15 protein-coding genes are annotated in these 16,276 nt (G+C 61.0%); 5 read left to right on the top strand and 10 right to left on the bottom strand.

The window, feature by feature from the left end:
* Positions 1-65: 65 nt before the first annotated feature.
* The 3 genes from ACIOWA_RS05610 to ACIOWA_RS05620 all read right to left on the bottom strand — a co-directional run bounded on the left by ACIOWA_RS05610 (position 66) and on the right by ACIOWA_RS05620 (position 3,620).
* A complete protein-coding gene (locus ACIOWA_RS05610) occupies positions 66-2,303 on the bottom strand; it encodes an ATP-binding protein (RefSeq protein ID WP_339538749.1) in 2,238 nt (745 codons plus the stop codon).
* A complete protein-coding gene (locus ACIOWA_RS05615; RefSeq protein WP_401158665.1) occupies positions 2,300-2,914 on the bottom strand; it encodes a biliverdin-producing heme oxygenase in 615 nt (204 codons plus the stop codon). The genes ACIOWA_RS05610 and ACIOWA_RS05615 overlap by 4 nt, the downstream gene beginning before the upstream one ends.
* Positions 2,915-3,206: 292 nt before the next feature.
* A complete protein-coding gene (locus ACIOWA_RS05620) occupies positions 3,207-3,620 on the bottom strand; it encodes a VOC family protein (protein WP_339494702.1) in 414 nt (137 codons plus the stop codon).
* A 109-nt stretch (positions 3,621-3,729) separates the two neighbouring features.
* Between ACIOWA_RS05620 and ACIOWA_RS05625 the strand changes: the two genes are divergently transcribed.
* Together ACIOWA_RS05625 and ACIOWA_RS05630 are read left to right on the top strand one after the other, a co-directional pair.
* Positions 3,730-4,812: a bifunctional transcriptional activator/DNA repair enzyme AdaA gene (locus ACIOWA_RS05625; protein ID WP_401158667.1), complete on the top strand. Its 1,083-nt coding sequence runs from the start codon at positions 3,730-3,732 to the stop codon at positions 4,810-4,812.
* Between the two features lie 68 nt (positions 4,813-4,880).
* A complete protein-coding gene (locus tag ACIOWA_RS05630) occupies positions 4,881-5,498 on the top strand; it encodes a DNA-3-methyladenine glycosylase (protein ID WP_339466118.1) in 618 nt (205 codons plus the stop codon).
* 104 nt (positions 5,499-5,602) lie between these two features.
* On the opposite strand, the gene ACIOWA_RS05635 is transcribed toward ACIOWA_RS05630, so the two are convergent.
* From ACIOWA_RS05635 to ACIOWA_RS05650, 4 genes are all read right to left on the bottom strand, one after another.
* A complete protein-coding gene (locus ACIOWA_RS05635; protein ID WP_401158669.1) occupies positions 5,603-6,700 on the bottom strand; it encodes an extracellular solute-binding protein in 1,098 nt (365 codons plus the stop codon).
* Positions 6,701-6,702: 2 nt separating this feature from the next.
* On the bottom strand, positions 6,703-7,818 hold the full coding sequence (aguA, locus tag ACIOWA_RS05640; protein ID WP_401158671.1) for an agmatine deiminase: 1,116 nt from the start codon (positions 7,816-7,818) through the stop codon (positions 6,703-6,705).
* Between the two features lie 99 nt (positions 7,819-7,917).
* Positions 7,918-8,802, bottom strand: a complete 885-nt coding sequence (locus ACIOWA_RS05645) for a LysR substrate-binding domain-containing protein (RefSeq protein WP_401158673.1) — start codon at positions 8,800-8,802, stop codon at positions 7,918-7,920.
* A 75-nt stretch (positions 8,803-8,877) separates the two neighbouring features.
* Positions 8,878-10,494 carry a murein L,D-transpeptidase gene (locus tag ACIOWA_RS05650; protein WP_401158676.1) on the bottom strand — a complete coding sequence of 539 codons (1,617 nt, stop codon included), beginning with the start codon at positions 10,492-10,494 and terminating at the stop codon, positions 8,878-8,880.
* A gap of 150 nt (positions 10,495-10,644) precedes the next feature.
* Between ACIOWA_RS05650 and ACIOWA_RS05655 the strand changes: the two genes are divergently transcribed.
* Positions 10,645-11,358, top strand: coding sequence for a murein L,D-transpeptidase catalytic domain family protein (locus ACIOWA_RS05655; protein ID WP_339466112.1), 714 nt, complete (start codon positions 10,645-10,647; stop codon positions 11,356-11,358).
* Positions 11,359-11,409: 51 nt separating this feature from the next.
* Here ACIOWA_RS05655 and ACIOWA_RS05660 read toward each other — a convergent pair whose 3' ends face one another.
* The gene (locus ACIOWA_RS05660) at positions 11,410-12,822 is read right to left on the bottom strand and encodes an MFS transporter (RefSeq protein ID WP_401158678.1); all 1,413 of its coding nucleotides are present in this window, start codon (positions 12,820-12,822) and stop codon (positions 11,410-11,412) included.
* A 103-nt stretch (positions 12,823-12,925) separates the two neighbouring features.
* Between ACIOWA_RS05660 and ACIOWA_RS05665 the strand changes: the two genes are divergently transcribed.
* Entirely contained in the window at positions 12,926-13,813 is an 888-nt protein-coding gene (locus ACIOWA_RS05665; RefSeq protein ID WP_401158680.1) for a LysR family transcriptional regulator, read from the top strand.
* On the opposite strand, the gene ACIOWA_RS05670 is transcribed toward ACIOWA_RS05665, so the two are convergent.
* The gene (locus tag ACIOWA_RS05670; RefSeq protein ID WP_339433229.1) at positions 13,810-14,430 is read right to left on the bottom strand and encodes a cell wall hydrolase; all 621 of its coding nucleotides are present in this window, start codon (positions 14,428-14,430) and stop codon (positions 13,810-13,812) included. The genes ACIOWA_RS05665 and ACIOWA_RS05670 overlap by 4 nt on opposite strands.
* Before the next feature lie 200 nt (positions 14,431-14,630).
* Between ACIOWA_RS05670 and ACIOWA_RS05675 the strand changes: the two genes are divergently transcribed.
* Positions 14,631-15,482, top strand: a complete 852-nt coding sequence (locus ACIOWA_RS05675; RefSeq protein WP_401158682.1) for a CAP domain-containing protein — start codon at positions 14,631-14,633, stop codon at positions 15,480-15,482.
* A 145-nt stretch (positions 15,483-15,627) separates the two neighbouring features.
* On the opposite strand, the gene ACIOWA_RS05680 is transcribed toward ACIOWA_RS05675, so the two are convergent.
* The gene (locus ACIOWA_RS05680; protein ID WP_401158684.1) at positions 15,628-16,086 is read right to left on the bottom strand and encodes an REP-associated tyrosine transposase; all 459 of its coding nucleotides are present in this window, start codon (positions 16,084-16,086) and stop codon (positions 15,628-15,630) included.
* Between the last annotated feature and the right edge of the window lie 190 nt (positions 16,087-16,276).

Here is a 16,276-nt window from a genome sequence, read left to right on the forward strand (position 1 = left end):
CAAGGAACAAGGCGTCCACGGTAACCAGCGCCCTGACCACGGTATTGAAGAAAATGCCCCTGCGATCAATCCAGACGCGGCACCGTAAAGCGGAACTCACTGCCCTGCCCTGGCTCACTCTCGGCAACGATACGTCCGCCATGCGCCTCGACGATGCCTTGGGTGATGTACAAACCCAGGCCTGAGCCCGTCGGATTGCCCTCTTTCACTGTCCAGTAACGGTCGAATACATGGGGCAGGTTTTCACTGGGAATCCCCTCGCCGCTGTCACGCACCGTGAAGACAATTTCATTGCCGACCAATTTGGCATGGACGCCGACCGTGCCCAAGCGCGGGGTGAACTTGATCGCATTGCCGACCAGATTCGACAGCACTTGAAACAATCGCTCGGGGTCGGCGTGGATGCGCAGATCGGGGTCTGCCTCGAAGGAAATGCTGATGTCCTTGTCCAGTGCCAAAGGTGCGAGCAATGCTTGCGCTTCTTCGAACATCTGCCCGACATCGAGTTTCTGTGGCGTGATGACGTAGCGCCCGGCGTCGATTTTCGAGGTATCGAGCAGGTCTTCCAGCAACGTATTCATACGTCCGGCGGCCTGTTGCATGGTGTCGATGGCCGTGGAGATTCGGCGCGAAGTGTGCGGGCCGTCGGAGCTGAAAGCCTTCTGCATCATGCCGCAGAGCATCGAGATAACCGTCATCGGATTGCGCAGATCGTGCGACACCACTGCGACCAGTTCATCGCGGGCGCGCACCGCTTCCTGTTCGCGGCATACCTGTCGGGCCAAGTCATTTTCCAGCGCCGAACGACGCAGATCGTTGGCGGCGAACAGATCGCCGTGGCTCCACTTGGTGGAGATACCGGCCATCTCGACTTTCCAGATTTCGAACGAGGTACGCGGGCGCAGGCGCAAACCAGCGTCGGAGTTTTCCAGATCCAGCGGCTTGTGAGGGTCGCCGCTCCAGTTGATGTTTTCTTTAACCTCCGGACGGAACCACAGCACGCCGTTATCCACCGGTTTTGGCAGGCTCATGGCAAGCACGCCGCTGGCCACCTGTTGATAGTGCGCGGCTGGCGGGTAAACGCTGGCCAGGTGATGGCTGGCAAATACCGGCTCACCGGTGCCTTGCAGCCATTTGTGCAGCGCACGGATTTCTTCCGGTTCCGGGCAGTGACCGTAACGGTGCAACTGATTGTCTTCAATGATGGCGATACCACCAGCGTTGGTCAGCGCCATGAGCACTTGCGGCTGGTTCGCCAACCCGTCGAAAACATTTTGCGGCGAGTCGATCATCGCCTGATTGAGCAACGCCAAAGCGTCGACTTTTTCTTCACGCTGGCGGCTGAGTTCCAGCGCTTCCATCGCACTGATCTGCAGTGACAGAACCTGACCGATAGTCTGGCAAGCCATGCGCAGGTCGTGTGGAACGTGCAGCGGCTGACGGTTGCCGCAACTGATCAAGCCCCACAGTTTGTCGCCTTTGAGCAACGAGATGCTCATCGATGACAGCACGCCCATGTTCTTCATGTACTGGCAGTGGATCGGCGACACACTGCGCAGCGTGGCAAAGCTCAGGTCCAGGGGGGTGTGCGTATCGGGACGCAGCTTCGGCACCAGCGGCACTGGCTGATAGTCAGCGTCAGGGATGATCCGCAGCCAATTGGTGCGGTACAACTCGCGAGCCTGCTCGGGAATGTCGGAGGCCGGGAAGAACAGGCCGTTGAACACTTCCATCGACGGCGATGAGGCTTCGGCGATCACCTGGCCGTGCCCTTCCTCCTCGAAACGGTAGATCAGCACCCGGTCGTAACCGGTCATGGCCTGGATTTCCTTGACGCTGATGTCGTACAGCGCCTGCAGCGTAGTGGCGGCTTGCAAGCGCTGAAGCATCCGCCCCAGGTGGGTCTGTCTGCCGGCCACGTTGCGCGGCTGGAAGTTTTCGACGTGGATTTCCAGCTCCAGAATCAGCACGCCCTGATGGCGGTGCAGCAGACCTTCGAACGCAGTGCCATTGAGCTGGAAATGCAGCGGCGGGGCATCGAAGAATGCCGATTGCAGCAACGCTTGGCGCACGGTCTGGGCTGGCGCGTCGCCAATCAGGTGCTCAAGCGGCAGGCCGATCAGATCCTCTGGTGTGCGGGCCAGCAAGGTGTCGACGTTGGCGCTGACCTGAATGATGTTCAGCGCAGGCTCGCTCAGGGTCAGCAACAAACCGTGGGGCTGGATGGCGCCAGGGAAACGAATCGGCTCGTCGGCACAGTTGTCCAACAGTTTTTCAAAAGCTTCTTTGTCTTGCGGGCTCATGCCAGTACCTCCCGGCTATCGAGCCAGCGCTCGAAACAGCTGAATGTGTTTTGCGCCGCCAGCACAACGGCTTCGCGTTCGGCGGTGGGCATTGGGCGACTGCCCAGGTATTCAATGAACTCGCGCCAGCGGCGACCGGTGGCGGCGCCGTAAACATCAAGAAACGCGGCACCGTTTTGCGCTTCAAGGCCCAAACGGCTGGCGATTTCCCGGCGCAGAATCTGCCCGCCCAGGGTCGCGCCTTCAAGCACGTACAACACGCCAAGGATGGCGGCGCTTGAGTCGATCAGTGGCAACCGCTGACACATCGGCAAGCTGTCGATCGCCGCCCCGCAATCCCCCAGGGCTTTCAGGTCGCTGTGCAGTGTCTGGGCTTTGAGGCGTGGTGACAGATCGAAATCGGCGGGAATCGCATCGCTGTCCCGCAATGCGCTTTCCAGCGGTAAATAAAAGCCGTAATAGGCCTGGATCAGCCGCTTAAAGGCGGGCACATCAAGGGCGTCGGAGAAAAAAGGCAGACGCTTTTCCAGCGCGATATGCAACTCGGCAGTCCCGGCTCGTAGGTCTTGCAACACCGGTGGCACATAAACCTCACGGGGCTTTGCTTGCATGTAGATCGCTCTTGGTGGGGCCACTTGGGGCCAGGCGGGGTTTGGAGAGACATTGGGCGAAATCTTACACGCCAATCGCCTTTTCTGACCGCAAGGATCAATTTTTTCGCCAAAAGGGACGCCTCAGATTGTTTCTGAGCGGTTCGGTATCCGGAAAGTTCGACCGGACTGACCAACGCCCCTGCCCGTGGTACCACGACGGCGATGGGCCAATAGTTCGCCAGGCCCTGTAACCGTTGTTGCGCAGGCAGTTGTCGAGGGCGACTTCGGCGCTGTTGAAGGCGAAACGCGCTTAAATCTCACACGGGCCTTTGAGTTCGACCTGATTGCCGTCCGGATCAAAGCAGTACAGGGACAGGCCGTAGCCCTCGGCACCGAAGCGGTTGGCGGCTTTTCCCACGGTCAGCCCGAAAGACTGCAAATGCGCAGTCAGCGCGTCCTCATTGAACGGTTCGATGCGCAGGCAGAAGTGATCGACGTTGCGCCGCTCGGCCCCGGCCGCCCCGCCGCCCTTGCGGCCAAGTTCGCCCTGCAGGTCGACGAGGTCGATCATTGAGGTGCCGGCACGCAAGTGCACCAGCCCCAACGGCTCGTTACGCTTGACCACTTCGGCGCCGAACACCTGGCCGTAGAACTCGATGCTGCGTTGCAGGTTCGCAACGCGCAGGACGATGTGATCGATGTGTTGGATGACGAACGGGTGCATGGGTTTGATTCCTCACATTCAGCGACCCGGTGATTGTGCTGCAAATATAAAAAAATTCACTGTCGATTTTTCGGTGGAGCCATCGACAAACTGGTTTTACTCTCACGCCATGAACATACAAACCACTGTCCTGCCGCCCCACGCCGAGATGGTTCGCGCCATGCTCGAACGCGACACTGCTTATGAAGGCGTGTTCTTCACGGCCGTGAAAACCACCGGGATCTTCTGCCGCCCCAGTTGCACGGCGCGCAAGCCGAAACCTGAGAACGTCGAATTCTTCGCCCATGCCGACGAGTGCATGTCCGCCGGTTATCGCGCCTGTCTGCGCTGCAAACCGCTGGACGCGGCGGCCATTGCGCCGGACTGGGTACAAAGCGTGCTCAAAGCCGTGGATGCCGATCCGGAGGTGCGCTGGAGCGATGCGCAACTGCTCGCCGAAGGCGTCGAGCCGCTGAAATTGCGGCGCTGGTTCAAGCAGCATTTCGGCATGACCTTCCATGCCTGGTTGCGCACCCGCCGACTCGGTATGGCGCTGGGCGGAATCAAGCAAGGCACCTCCATCGACCACGCGGCGTTCGATTCCGGCTATGAATCGCTGAGCGGTTTTCGTGATGCGTTTCAGAAGTCGTTCCACATCACGCCCGGTCGCGCAGCCAACAGTGAACCGCTGCTGTTTACCCGGCTGACCACACCGCTGGGGCCGATGATTGCCATGGCTGAGCGCCGTGGGCTGGTGTTGCTGGAGTTTCTTGATCGGCCAGCGCTGACACGGGAAGTCGAAGAGTTGCAGAGCCGATATGGCTATGCGGTCGCACCGGGGCACAACGCGCCGCTACAGCAAATCGAACAACAACTGGCCGACTACTTTGCAGGCAACCTCAGCACGTTCAGCGTACCGTTGCACCTGCCCGGCAGCGAGTTCGCCCGCCAGGTCTGGTCGGCACTGCTGCAAATCCCCTACGGCCACACCACCACCTACGGCGCGATTGCTGCCGGTTTGGGCAAACCCGGCGCCAGTCGCGCTGTCGGCCTGGCCAACGGGCACAACCGTCTGGCCATTGTGGTGCCTTGCCATCGGGTGATCGGCGCGGATGGCTCGCTCACCGGGTATGGTGGAGGACAACCACGCAAGGCCTTTCTGCTGAGGCTCGAAAACGCGGCGCGACAACTCACGCAGCCTTGGCTTTTCTAACGATTGGACTCAGCCAGCACAAGGAATCTCGATGAACACTCCTGAAATCGATGACTTGCTGAATTAGCATGGCGAATGTTTATCGCACAGCCAGTGCGTTTTTGGCCTCAATCGATACCGATTGGCAGCGGCTCGTCGCCACTGTTGGCCCTTGCCTGCATCAACCTTATCCAGCGCGGGATCCCTACGAGTCGCTGGTGCGCTCGATTGCCTATCAGCAACTGCATGCCAAGGCCGGGGATGCAATTGTCGGGCGATTGGTCGGGTTGTTTCCCGGGCAATCGTTTCCTCGGCCGGAGCAGATGCTGGCGACCGATGTTGATCGCATCCGTGGCTGCGGGTTTTCCGCAGGCAAGATTGCGACGATTCAGGGCATCGCCCAAGCCACGCTGGACGGCGTGGTGCCAGATTACGCCACGGCGTTGGCGATGGATGATGAGGCGCTGATCGAGCGGCTCGTCAGCCTGCGCGGAATCGGGCGCTGGACGGTGGAGATGCTACTGATCTACAGCCTGGAACGGATGGACATTTTGCCGGCGGACGACTTTGGCGTGCGTGAAGGCTACCGGCGTTTGAAGGGGCTGGAGGAGCAGCCGACGCGCAAGCAGATGGTTGAGATCGGGGTGCACTGGCGTCCGTTTCGGACGGTGGCCGCGTGGTATTTGTGGCGGGTGCCCAAGTCGTAGACGGCGTTATCGTTCTTGGCGAGCAAGCCTGCTCCCACATTTGTAATGCAGTTTCCTGTGGGTGCGAGCCTGCTCGCGAAGACATCAGTCGATTTAACGCCCATTTACAGGCCAGCCTTCAACCGGCTGAATGCCCGAATCAACGCCCGATTGAACGCCTTGCCATTGTCATTCTTGCTGTACAGCGAAGCCCTGACCTGTGCAGAGGGATACGTCCCCGGATCATGACGAATCGCCGCATCGACCAACCCATCGGCCGCGGTAATCGCATTGGCGTAGTGAATGGTGTCGGTGATCGGCGCAATCACCTCGGGGGTCATCAGGTAGTCCATCAACGCGAGCCCGGCCTGCGGATGCGGCGCATCCTTGGGAATGACCATGGCGTCGAACCAGATCAGCGTGCCCTGTTTCGGTATCCGGTAGCTGAGCGTGAACGGCTTGTTGGCTGCCTGCGCCTGCCCCGCGGCGATGGCGACGTTGCCGTTCCATGACATCGCCACACAGGTGTTGCCATTGGCCAGATCGCTGATGTTCAGGTCATTGTCGAAGTAGCGGATGTACGGGCGGATCTTCGCCAGTTGCTGCTCGGCCAATTTCAAGTCATCGAGATTCTGCCGGTTGATGTCCAGCCCCATGTACTTCATGACGGCGGCGAACACTTCGTTGGGATCGTTGAGCAGACTGACCCCGCAATCGGCGAATTTCGACACCACCGCAGGATCGAACAGCATGGCCCAACTGTCTGTTGGCGCATCGGGCAGACGCTGTTTGATCGCCTCTTGCTGATAACCCACACCGGTGGTGCCCCAGGCGTAGATCCCAGCATAACGATTGCCCGGATCGAACACCGCCATGTGCTGGCGAAACTCCTCACCCACCCCGGCGAAATGCGGCACGCGGGCCTTGTCCAGCGGTTGAATCGCGCCGCTCTGGATGGCCCGCGACAAGTGCTGGCCGGCGGTCAGCACCAGGTCATAACCGCTGCGCCCGGTGAGCAGTTTGGTTTCGACGGTTTCCAGCGAATCAAAGTGATCGGCCACCACACGAATGCCGGTTTTCGCCTCAAAATTCTTCAACGTATCCGGGGCCAGGTATTCGCCCCAGATGTACAGATTGACCACCGGTTTGTCGGTGTCGGCGGCCTGCACACACAGGGGTGCAAGCACCAGCATTAACGCTTGAGTCAGTTTGTGCAGGCCCATGCTCAGGCTCCTTTTTTCAGGCCGGCGTATTGCGGCATGGTGATGCACGCGACGTTGCCGCCGCCGAGGAGGATTTCCCGGGAGTTTTCGATGCCGACGATCTTGTGCTGCGGGAACAATTGGGCCAGCGTCGCCAGCGCGACTTTGTCCTGACGATCACCAAACAGCGGCACCACGATCGAACTATTGCCGGCGTAATAGTTGATGTACGAAGCACAGATTTTCGTGCCGGCCTGACGGGTGTGGGTACTGTCCTGCTGATCGAGACCTTCGGCCTCTTCGGCGGTCCATTCGAGCGCGTCCGGTTGCGGCAGTTTGTGCACGATCAACTCACGGCCACGACTGTCGCGGGTGCTGCGCAGGATGTCGTAGGCTTCCTGGTAGATTTCCCACTGCGGATCATCACGGTTGTCGGTCCACTGCAAGACCACTTCGCCGGGACGAACGAAACAGGCGAGGTCGTCGACATGGCCATCGGTTTCATCGAACTTGCATCCGCGTGGCAGCCAGATCACCTGTTCGGCACCGAGGTAATCGGTCAGGCGCCGGGTGACTTCGTCCTTGCCCATATGCAGGTTGCGATTGCGGTTGAGCAGGCACTGTTCGGTGGTGAGGATGCTGCCCTGGCCGTCGCTCTGAATCCCGCCGAGCTCGGCAATCAACGGCGCGCGATAGCGGTCGAAACGCTCGATCTCAAGGATCTTGCTGGCGATCTGGTCGTCCTTGTCCCACGGGTAATACAGCCCGCCGTCGAGTCCGCCATAGGCATTGAATTCGAAATCGACGCCACGCACTTCGCCGCTCTGATCATTGACCACAAAGCACGGGCCACTGTCGCGGAACCAGGTGTCGTTGCAGGTCATCTCGACCACGCGCACCTGGGGTGGCAACTGGCGGCGGGCGGTGGCGAATTGCGCGGCGCTGGCACACACGGTGACCGGTTCGCTGTGGGAGATGGCGGTGACGATCTGCACCCAGACTTTCTGCGCAGGCTTGGCGCCGTTGCGCCAGACATCGGTGCGTTCCGGCCAGCCGAGCCAGCAGCCGGACTTGGCTTCGAATTCGCCAGGCAGACGGAAGCCGTCGTGTTTGGGGGTGGAGTCGAGCAAACGTGCCATGGTCAAACCTCGTCTTCGGGATGGGAATGACCACAGGCTAAGGTCGCAGGGCGTTGGCCCGCCAACGATGATTATTTCGGAACAGTTGAATTCAACTCATCAATCGGCCAGTTGATCGTTGAACCATTCCACCATCTGCGCCACGGCCGGACGCTCTAGCCGCAAGCGCTCGCAAACCAGCGCGTATTGGCCCAGAGCCGTCATGCTCGATGTGAAGGGACGCACCAGTCGGCCACTCTGCAAGTCTTCCTGCGCGGTGAGGTTGTCGCCCATCGCCACGCCCTGCCCTTGCGCGGCGGCCTCCAGCGCCAACCCGGCATGGGCGAAATACAGCTGACGCTCCGGGCGCTGATCGCCGGCGTGGCGGGTCAGCCATGCAGTCCAGGTCTTGCCGTCCTGGTCGTCGTGCAACAAGCAGTGGCGCGTCAGGTCCTTGGGCGTTTTCAGACTGCCCTGATTGAACAGGCCAGGGCTGCACACCGGGAAGAATTGCAGGTCGGGCAAAGGCCGGACGAAGTAGGCGCTGCTGTCCACCGGGCCGGTACCGTAAGTGATGGCCAGGTCGATGTCCTCGCCCGGTGCACTCGCGTCGATGGGTTGTTCATAGAGGTGCAAAGTGATGTGCGGATAGCGTGCATAGAAATCGGAGAGGCGACTCATCAGCCACTTTTGTGCAAGCTCAGCGGTGACAGCCAGGCGCAGGACCGCCAGCGACGACGGATCGCGCAACTCATCGCAGGCATCGCCCATCAGTTCGAAGGCCTGCTGCAGGCTTTGCATCAGGCGTCCGGCAGCGATGGTCGGACGAATCTGTCGGCCTTCACGGATAAACAGCGACACGCCGAGCTGTTCTTCGAGCTGGCGAATCTGATGGCTGACGGCGCTGTCGGTGACACACAACTCCGCCGCCGCTCGACCGAAATGCGCGTGGCGGGCGGCACATTCAAACGTGCGCAAGGCCGCCAATGAGGGAAGTCGTCGCATGGAAATAGATCCGTTTTTTGTGGGCCATGCTGACCGGCAACGCGGGGGCTCAGAAAACCAAGCACCCGCAGACGCTTAATGCGCCCTGTCCAGCCCCGCCAGCAATGCGCCGTCACGGCTGTAGATGTCGGGCGAATAGCGCACGTGGCCCGCGCTGTCGACTTGCACCGTCCAGTAGGTCATCAGGATCGGCACCGGCGCCGCCAAGCGAAACTCATGGGTGGTGCCCGTGGCGAGCAAGGTCTCGGTGCGGGCCCTTTCTGCGGGGGTGAGCAGCAGGTCGCGCAGTTGCATCGGGTGCTCGACCCGCACACAGCCGGAGCTGAATGCTCGCGGCCCCTTGTCGAACAGCGCCTTGCTCGGCGTGTCGTGCAGGTACACCGAGAACGGGTTGGGGAAGCGGATGACCATCTGCCCCAGCGGGTTGCGCGGCCCGGCGTCCTGACGCAGCAGAATATTGCCGGGGTTATCCCAGTCGATGTCGGCTGCCGCCAAGGGCTGACCGTTGGCATCGAGCACTTGCAGGTTCTGGCGGCTGAGGAACGTCTGATCCTTGCGGATCGCCGGCAACTTGTCTTCCTTCCAGATGGTCGGCGGCACGGTCCAGGTCGGGTTCAGGGTCAGGCGCGTAACGCGCGACTTGAGCAGCGGCGTCTGGCGTTCGGCGCGACCGACTTGCGTGCGGGTCTGCCACACGGGTTTGCCGCCCTGATACAGCGTCAGTTCGGCAGCGGCGACGTTGACCAGCAGGCCATTGGGCTCGATGTCTTGCGCCAGCCAACGGAACCGTTCGAGGTTGACCCGCAGTTGGTCTCGGCGGGCCAGCGGGCTGATATTGAGTTCGGCAATTGTCCCCGGCCCCACCACACCATCAGCCTGCAACGAATGATTGGTTTGAAAGTTTTTCACCGCCTCCACCAGCACATCGTCGTAGGCATTGGCGGGGGGGGCGATGTAGTCGGCCAGATAACCCTCGCTATAGAGGCGCAGCGCCAGATCCGGCACACGCTTGTCTTCCATGGCCGGGCGCAGCAGCGGTCCGCTGCCGACTGACGGCCATTGTGGCAAGGCTTTGAGCCGTTGCGCGGCGTAGAGCTGACGCAGGCTCTGGTACTGCGCCAGATGCGGACGTGCGAGGTCGAACGCTGCGCTAAGGTCATTTAGCCCCGGTACGGCGATTGCGAGCAATTCAGTCTGACGGTCGCGCGGCGTATCGTCGGCACGCCAGAGCGGCTCGAAATGAGATTGCAGCAATCGACCGAAATGCAGATCCTGCAAGGCTTGCAGGTAATAGCGGCTGATGTCGATATCGGCGCATAACTCGCCATCCCGGGGCGGGGTCATCGCGACCGGGTAGCGGTTCGGGTTGAGACCATCGTCGGCCAACAACTGCAATTGCCCGTGCAAGGCCTGCAACCGCCCGGACTCACTGGCCCACACCGGCATCCAGTCCTGCTGCTGATAAAAGGCGTTGAGTCGCTCCAGTGCGGGGCCGTTGAGGTGCGCGGCGATGGCCGGGCATGCGTGTGGCAGACCGATCAGCACAGCCTGCAACGGGCTTTGCGGCTCGACGGGCATTTCGGCCGGCGGCGTGGGCAGCGTCTGCAAGGGCGGCAACGAATCATCGGCACAAGCGACAAACGGCGCAGCGAGCAAACAAATGCTCAAGTAGCATGCGTACTTTTTGAACAACTGCTTTACTCCAATCCATGGCCATCTTGATGATGGCCAACCTTACATCAGGTGCGCTGAACAGTCAGGCCCGATCTGCGGGCTTGCAGGTTATGACTGGGAGTCAGGAGCCAAAGTGCCAAATAAGTAGCCAGTGAGGACACTTTATAAATGTTGACGTTTTTGCGCCGACTTTTGCTGACCAGCGCGACGCTTGTCGCCGTGACCAGCCCAGCTTTCGCCGCCGGCAAACCATCGCCGGTGCTCTTCACCAGCCTCGCGCACGCCGCGCCAGAACTCAATCCCCAAGCGCTGAAAGGTGCCTTGAACGCCATGAAGTGCGCCGTCAGCAACGGTGCGAAACCGTCTCGCCACCTGGCAATCATCGATTATTCGCAACCGTCCACCGCGCGCCGACTGTGGATTTTCGATCTGACCCGGAAAAAACTGGTGCTGCGCGACCTGGTCGCCCATGGCTCCAATTCCGGAGAAAACTTCGCCACGCAGTTCTCCAATCGCGAAGGCAGTTATCAATCCAGCCTGGGCCTGTTCCGCACGCAGGAAAGTTACGAAGGCACCCACGGCTATTCGTTGCGCATGGACGGCCTGGAACCGGGTTTCAATGACATGGCGCGCGATCGCGCGATCGTGATCCACGCCGCCGATTACGTGAATCCGTTGTGGAGCAAGCGTCAGGGCCGTATCGGCCGTAGCCAGGGTTGCCCGGCAGTGCGACCTCAGATTGCCAGGCAGGTGATCGATAAACTCAAGAACGGCCAGTTCATGTTCTCCTGGTATCCGGATCAGCGTTGGCTGAAAAAGTCGCCGTACCTCAACTGCCAGCCGCAGCAGGTGGCGAGCATTCTGGGTAGCCACGCCAGCTAACGCCCCCCACGGCGCCCCTGTGGAAACGGGCCTGCTCGGGAAGGCTGTGTGTCAATCACCAGACAGGTTGACGGGGCCAACGCCTTCGCGAGCACGCCCGCGCCCACCGTTGAACCCGATTCGGCTGATGATCAGAGCCATGGCCATCAGCACCGTGGCGACACCGAAGGTAATGTGCATTCCACTGGCGATGACCGCCGCAGGCGCCAGGGTCGGATTACCGGAAGCCATGGCAAACAGCGCCCCCATGGCCGCCGCGCCCGTGATCAATCCCAGATTGCGCGCCAGCCCGAGCAGCGCCGACACCACGCCGCGGTCATCCTGACTGACCGTCGCCATCAACCCGGTATTGTTGGCCGCCTGGAACAGCGCGTAACTGCCGGCGATCAGCGTCATCGGCAGCACGTATGCCAGCACACCGAGGCTCATTGGCAAGAGCGCAAGCACAGCGCAGCCACCGATCATCCCGAGCAACGCCCCCGGCACCACCCGCCGGGCACCGAAGCGATCCACCAGACGCCCGGCCGGCACGCCGCCGAGCGCCGCCGACAGTGGCCCGACCGACAACACCAATCCGACCACGGTGCTGGCGAGGCCCAACCCGCGACTGAGGTAAAACGGCCCAACCACCAGGGTGGTCATCATCACGGTGGCCACAAGTAACGTCATCGCCAGACTGCCGCTCAGGCGCGGGTCGGCGAACAGTGACAGGCGAATCAGCGGCGCCTTGGCTTTCATCTCGACCACAATGAACAATCCTGCGCCGCACAGGCTGATCAGCAGCAACCCCAGCGTACCCTCCTCCAGTGTCATCGCCAGCGCGTAGGCTGCCAGCGTCAACACCAACACGCCTGTCCCGAACCCGTCAAACGCAACACGCGGCCCTGCTGCCCGATCCGCCGGCAGATAGCGATACACCAGCCACGCGTTGAGCAAACCCAATGGCACGTTGAGCACAAATATCGACTGCCAGCCGACATGCGACATCAACAGCCCCCCCAGCGCCGGCCCGAGGCTGGTACCGGTGGCCGACATCGTACCCAGCAACCCCATCGCACTGCCCGCCCGCGCCTTGGGCACTGCGTCAGCCACCAGCGCGACGGTCAATGCGAACATGATCGCCGCGCCAAGGCCTTGCACTGCCCGCGCGCCGATCAGCCAGCCCAGCCCCGGGGCCAGCGCGCAGCACAACGATGCGCTGGTAAAAATACCGATGCCGATCAACAGCAATCGACGTCGACCGATGCCATCTCCCAGACGCCCAACGCTGACAATCAATGTGGTAATCGCCAACAGGTAAGCCAGAACGATCCACTGCACCTGTTGAAACGTCGCATCAAACGCCGCCGCCAATGTCGGCAACCCGGCGTTGGCGATGCTGGTGTCCAGCGACGGCATCAACATCGACAGCGCGAGGCTGGACAGGGCCCAGCGGGCGTGGGTGTTCAAGGGTTGTCGGGACATGGCGCGCTCACAGGGCAAAGGTTGTGAGCCATAGCGTGAGTCTCGACAACACAAGGCGCAAGACGCATGATTTGCACTCAACACCTGCACAGAACGCCATGTCATGACCGCGCCGGATCTTAACCTGCTGATCACCCTCGATGTGCTGCTGCGCGAAGGCAGCGTCGCCCGCGCCGCCAAATGCCTGCAACTGAGCCCTTCGGCCATGAGCCGCGCCCTTGCCCGTTTGCGTGAAACCACTGGGGATCCGTTGCTGGTGCGCGCGGGTCGGGGCCTGGTGCCGACGCCGCGCGCGCTTGAATTGCGCGAACGGGTCAGCCCTCTGGTGCAAGAAGCCGAGGCCATGTTGCGGCCTGCCAAGGGGCTTGATCCCGGCCAGTTGCAACGCACCTTCACCTTGCGCAACACCGATGGCTTTGTCGAAACCTTTGCCGCCGCCCTGCTCGCCCGTATCGCTGAAGAGGCTCCCGGCGTGCGCCTGCGCTTTGTGCAAAAAGCCGACAAGGACAGCACACCCTTGCGCGAAGGCCGGGTGGATCTGGAGACCGGCGTGGTCGATGACAGCACCGACCCGACGCTGCACAGCCGAATCCTGTTTCGCGATCACTGGATCGGTGTCGTCCGCGAGGGGCACCCCTTGAGTTCGGGCAAGATCAGCGCCAAACGCTTTGCCGGCGGCCAGCACATTCTCATCTCAAGACGCGGGCGCAGCAGCGGCCCGGTAGACGAGGCGTTGCTCGCCTCGGGGCTGACGCGTGACATCGTCACTTCATTCGGCGGGTTCTCAGCGGCACTGACGCTGGTGCGCGAATCAGACCTGATTGCCACCGTCCCGGAACGTCACACCAGCAAGCTGCGCAAGGGCCTGCACAGTTTTGCCCTGCCCTTCGAAATGCCCCCAGTCAGCGTCTCAATGCTTTGGCATCCGCGCATGGACGCCGACCCGGCACATCGATGGCTGCGCAACTGCGTGCGGGAAGTCTGCGCCTAACGCGCATCGCCGCCAGCGGGTTTATAGAACAGGAATTTTTTTGTCTCGGCAGTTTTACGGTAGGCCTTGGCCCAACCGGGATGCACGTTGCGGTCGTGGAAATACAACGCGCCGTGGGTGCGATCCTTGAGCTGACGGTTCAACGCCTTGCCGGCGATTTCCTTTGCCTGCGCATATTCGGCGTCTTCCTTGACCTGATCCGGCTTGCCATCGCACCACCAGGAAAACTGGCAGGTTTTGGCTTCCGACCCCTGTTTCACCACGGCGCAAACCGTGTCCGGAAACCCTTCGTGGCCAAGACGATTCATCACCACGCTGGCCACGGCTTCCATTTGCGGGGTGTCCTTGCCTTTGGCTTCCCAGTAGATGCTGCGCGCCAGGCAGGTGATGGGATCATCCAGCGGCGCGGCGCCGGCCGGGTCCACTGCCTGAACTTCGGTTGGGGTGATCGCTTCGGATTTTGGCGCCGGAGCAGCGCTGACTTTGTCCGCGGCTTTCTCTTCCAGCACTTGGGCTTTCTCTTCGGCCTTGGCCTGGATCGGCGCCTGATCAGTGGCCATTGCAACGTTGGCTAACAGGGTTAACGCGAAGCAGCCAATCAACCATTTCAATCCCATGTCAGTTCTTCCGGCAGGGCCCGAGTCGGGCAAGGTGTTACGCAGGGGAGCCCCCCCGGTTTCCGGGGCCTTGGCTGAGTGTAGACGGCAAAATCGCGGGTAACGTTCCGCTGAAAAAACCACCGAATGAAGAAAAAGACATTGCACCCACCGGGGGCGTTTCGCGCATCATGGGCGCACTCAGCTCAAGGGAGATTTCCATGCGCTTCATGCCATCCGTTTTACGCGTTGCCGCGTTGACCGCAGGCATGGCCTTTGCCGCCTCGGCCATGGCCACCGATGAGTCGCAACTGATCGAGTCGATCAATAAATACCGCAGCGAACCACAACGTTGCGGCAGCCAGGCCTCCAACGAACTGCCACCTCTGTCGAGTGATCCGCGCCTGATGCTGCCGGCCAGCGGCGCCGTCGATTTGCAGCAGGCCATGGTGAGCGCCAGTTACCCAATGAACAAGGTTCAAGCGATCACCCTCAACGGCCCACGGGATGCGGGGGCGGCGATGAAGGCGATTCAGGAAAGTTTCTGTCAGGTGGTGCTGGATCCGCAGTTCGTCGATATCGGCGTCAGTCGCGCCGATCGTGATTGGCGCATTGTGCTGGCGCGACCGCTGTTGTCAGCCAAGCTGGGCGATGCACAAAGTGAGGGCCAGAAACTGCTGGAGCAACTCAATGTCGCCCGCCGTCAGCCACGTCAGTGCGGCGGCCAGGCCTTTAGCGCTGCCCCGCCGCTGGCCTGGAACGCCACCTTGGGCACTGTCTCCCAGGATCACAGCCGCGACATGGCCAACAAGAACTACTTCGACCACAAGGACCGCGACGGCCGCACACCGGGCGACCGCGCAGAACTCGCGGGTTACAGCGGTCAACGGGTCGGTGAAAACATCGCCGCTGGCCAGGACAGTGTGCGCAAAGTCGTCGACGGCTGGCTCGCCAGCCCTGGCCACTGCGCCAACCTGATGAACCCGCAATACAAGGAACTCGGCGCCGCTTACGCGACCGACCCGAAAAGCGATGCAGGCATCTACTGGACCACGATGTTTGGTGCTCAATAACAACGCAGATCAAATGCGGGCTTGCTCACGAAGAGGCCGACACATCCAGCATCGATGTTGCCTGACCTGACGCTTTCGCGAGCAAGCCCGCTCCCACAGTAGGTCGTCGCTGGATGGAGGATCTGTGTCTGGCCATATCCGTAGGTCAAACCCAGATTGCATCCCATAGCGGGTAATCACCAAGCTTTTCCACCAGCCCTGCCCTTAAGGGATTGGCGACTACATAGCGGGCCAGCTTCACTAAATCCTCCTCCCGTCGCAGCGCATGATCATGGAAGCTTGGCTGCCAAAGACTCCCCGTTCTGCCGGTCGCCTTGTTGATTGAACGAGTACTCAAGGATTTGGCCTGGCACATCAATGGGTCCAATGTTCCTTTTTGCAACTGGATCAGCCAGTGGAAATGGTCCGGCATGACCACCCACGCCAATGTTTCAGCTAAGCCCTCCTGCTGTGCTTGTCTGAACTGGTTCACGATCAATCGGCCGAGCCTGTAATCCTTGAACACCGGCTCACGCCCCAAGGTATTGGCGGTTAGAAGGTAGATTCGGTTGTTTTCGCAATAACGGCCGGTTCGCAGGCGATGTGACGAGAATCGTTGGGGCATTCCTTTGCCTTGTTGATGATTTGAGTTCAGAAAAGGCTAGATCAGCGATCACAACACGCAGGCCATGTTTTTTCGCAGAATGTGTCTGCACCGCAGATCCAAGGTGGGAGTGGGCTTGCTCACGAAGAGGTCGGCACATCCTGCATCGATGTTGCCTGACCTGACGCTTTCGCGAGCAAGCCCGCACAGG

The organism is Pseudomonas sp. NPDC087614 (assembly GCF_044743485.1).
GTDB classification, from domain to species: Bacteria; Pseudomonadota; Gammaproteobacteria; order Pseudomonadales; family Pseudomonadaceae; genus Aquipseudomonas; species Aquipseudomonas baetica_A.

Excerpts from the sequence above, each read along its gene's own strand:
- ACIOWA_RS05610 (WP_339538749.1), bottom strand. The coding sequence starts at position 2,303 with ATGAGCCCGCAAGACAAAGAAGCTTTTGAAAAACTGTTGGACAACTGT.
- ACIOWA_RS05615 (WP_401158665.1), bottom strand. The coding sequence starts at position 2,914 with ATGCAAGCAAAGCCCCGTGAGGTTTATGTGCCACCGGTGTTGCAAGAC.
- ACIOWA_RS05620 (WP_339494702.1), bottom strand. The coding sequence starts at position 3,620 with ATGCACCCGTTCGTCATCCAACACATCGATCACATCGTCCTGCGCGTT.
- ACIOWA_RS05625 (WP_401158667.1), top strand. The coding sequence starts at position 3,730 with ATGAACATACAAACCACTGTCCTGCCGCCCCACGCCGAGATGGTTCGC.
- ACIOWA_RS05630 (WP_339466118.1), top strand. The coding sequence starts at position 4,881 with ATGGCGAATGTTTATCGCACAGCCAGTGCGTTTTTGGCCTCAATCGAT.
- ACIOWA_RS05635 (WP_401158669.1), bottom strand. The coding sequence starts at position 6,700 with ATGGGCCTGCACAAACTGACTCAAGCGTTAATGCTGGTGCTTGCACCC.
- aguA (WP_401158671.1), bottom strand. The coding sequence starts at position 7,818 with ATGGCACGTTTGCTCGACTCCACCCCCAAACACGACGGCTTCCGTCTG.
- ACIOWA_RS05645 (WP_401158673.1), bottom strand. The coding sequence starts at position 8,802 with ATGCGACGACTTCCCTCATTGGCGGCCTTGCGCACGTTTGAATGTGCC.
- ACIOWA_RS05655 (WP_339466112.1), top strand. The coding sequence starts at position 10,645 with ATGTTGACGTTTTTGCGCCGACTTTTGCTGACCAGCGCGACGCTTGTC.
- ACIOWA_RS05660 (WP_401158678.1), bottom strand. The coding sequence starts at position 12,822 with ATGTCCCGACAACCCTTGAACACCCACGCCCGCTGGGCCCTGTCCAGC.
- ACIOWA_RS05665 (WP_401158680.1), top strand. The coding sequence starts at position 12,926 with ATGACCGCGCCGGATCTTAACCTGCTGATCACCCTCGATGTGCTGCTG.
- ACIOWA_RS05670 (WP_339433229.1), bottom strand. The coding sequence starts at position 14,430 with ATGGGATTGAAATGGTTGATTGGCTGCTTCGCGTTAACCCTGTTAGCC.
- ACIOWA_RS05675 (WP_401158682.1), top strand. The coding sequence starts at position 14,631 with ATGCGCTTCATGCCATCCGTTTTACGCGTTGCCGCGTTGACCGCAGGC.
- ACIOWA_RS05680 (WP_401158684.1), bottom strand. The coding sequence starts at position 16,086 with ATGCCCCAACGATTCTCGTCACATCGCCTGCGAACCGGCCGTTATTGC.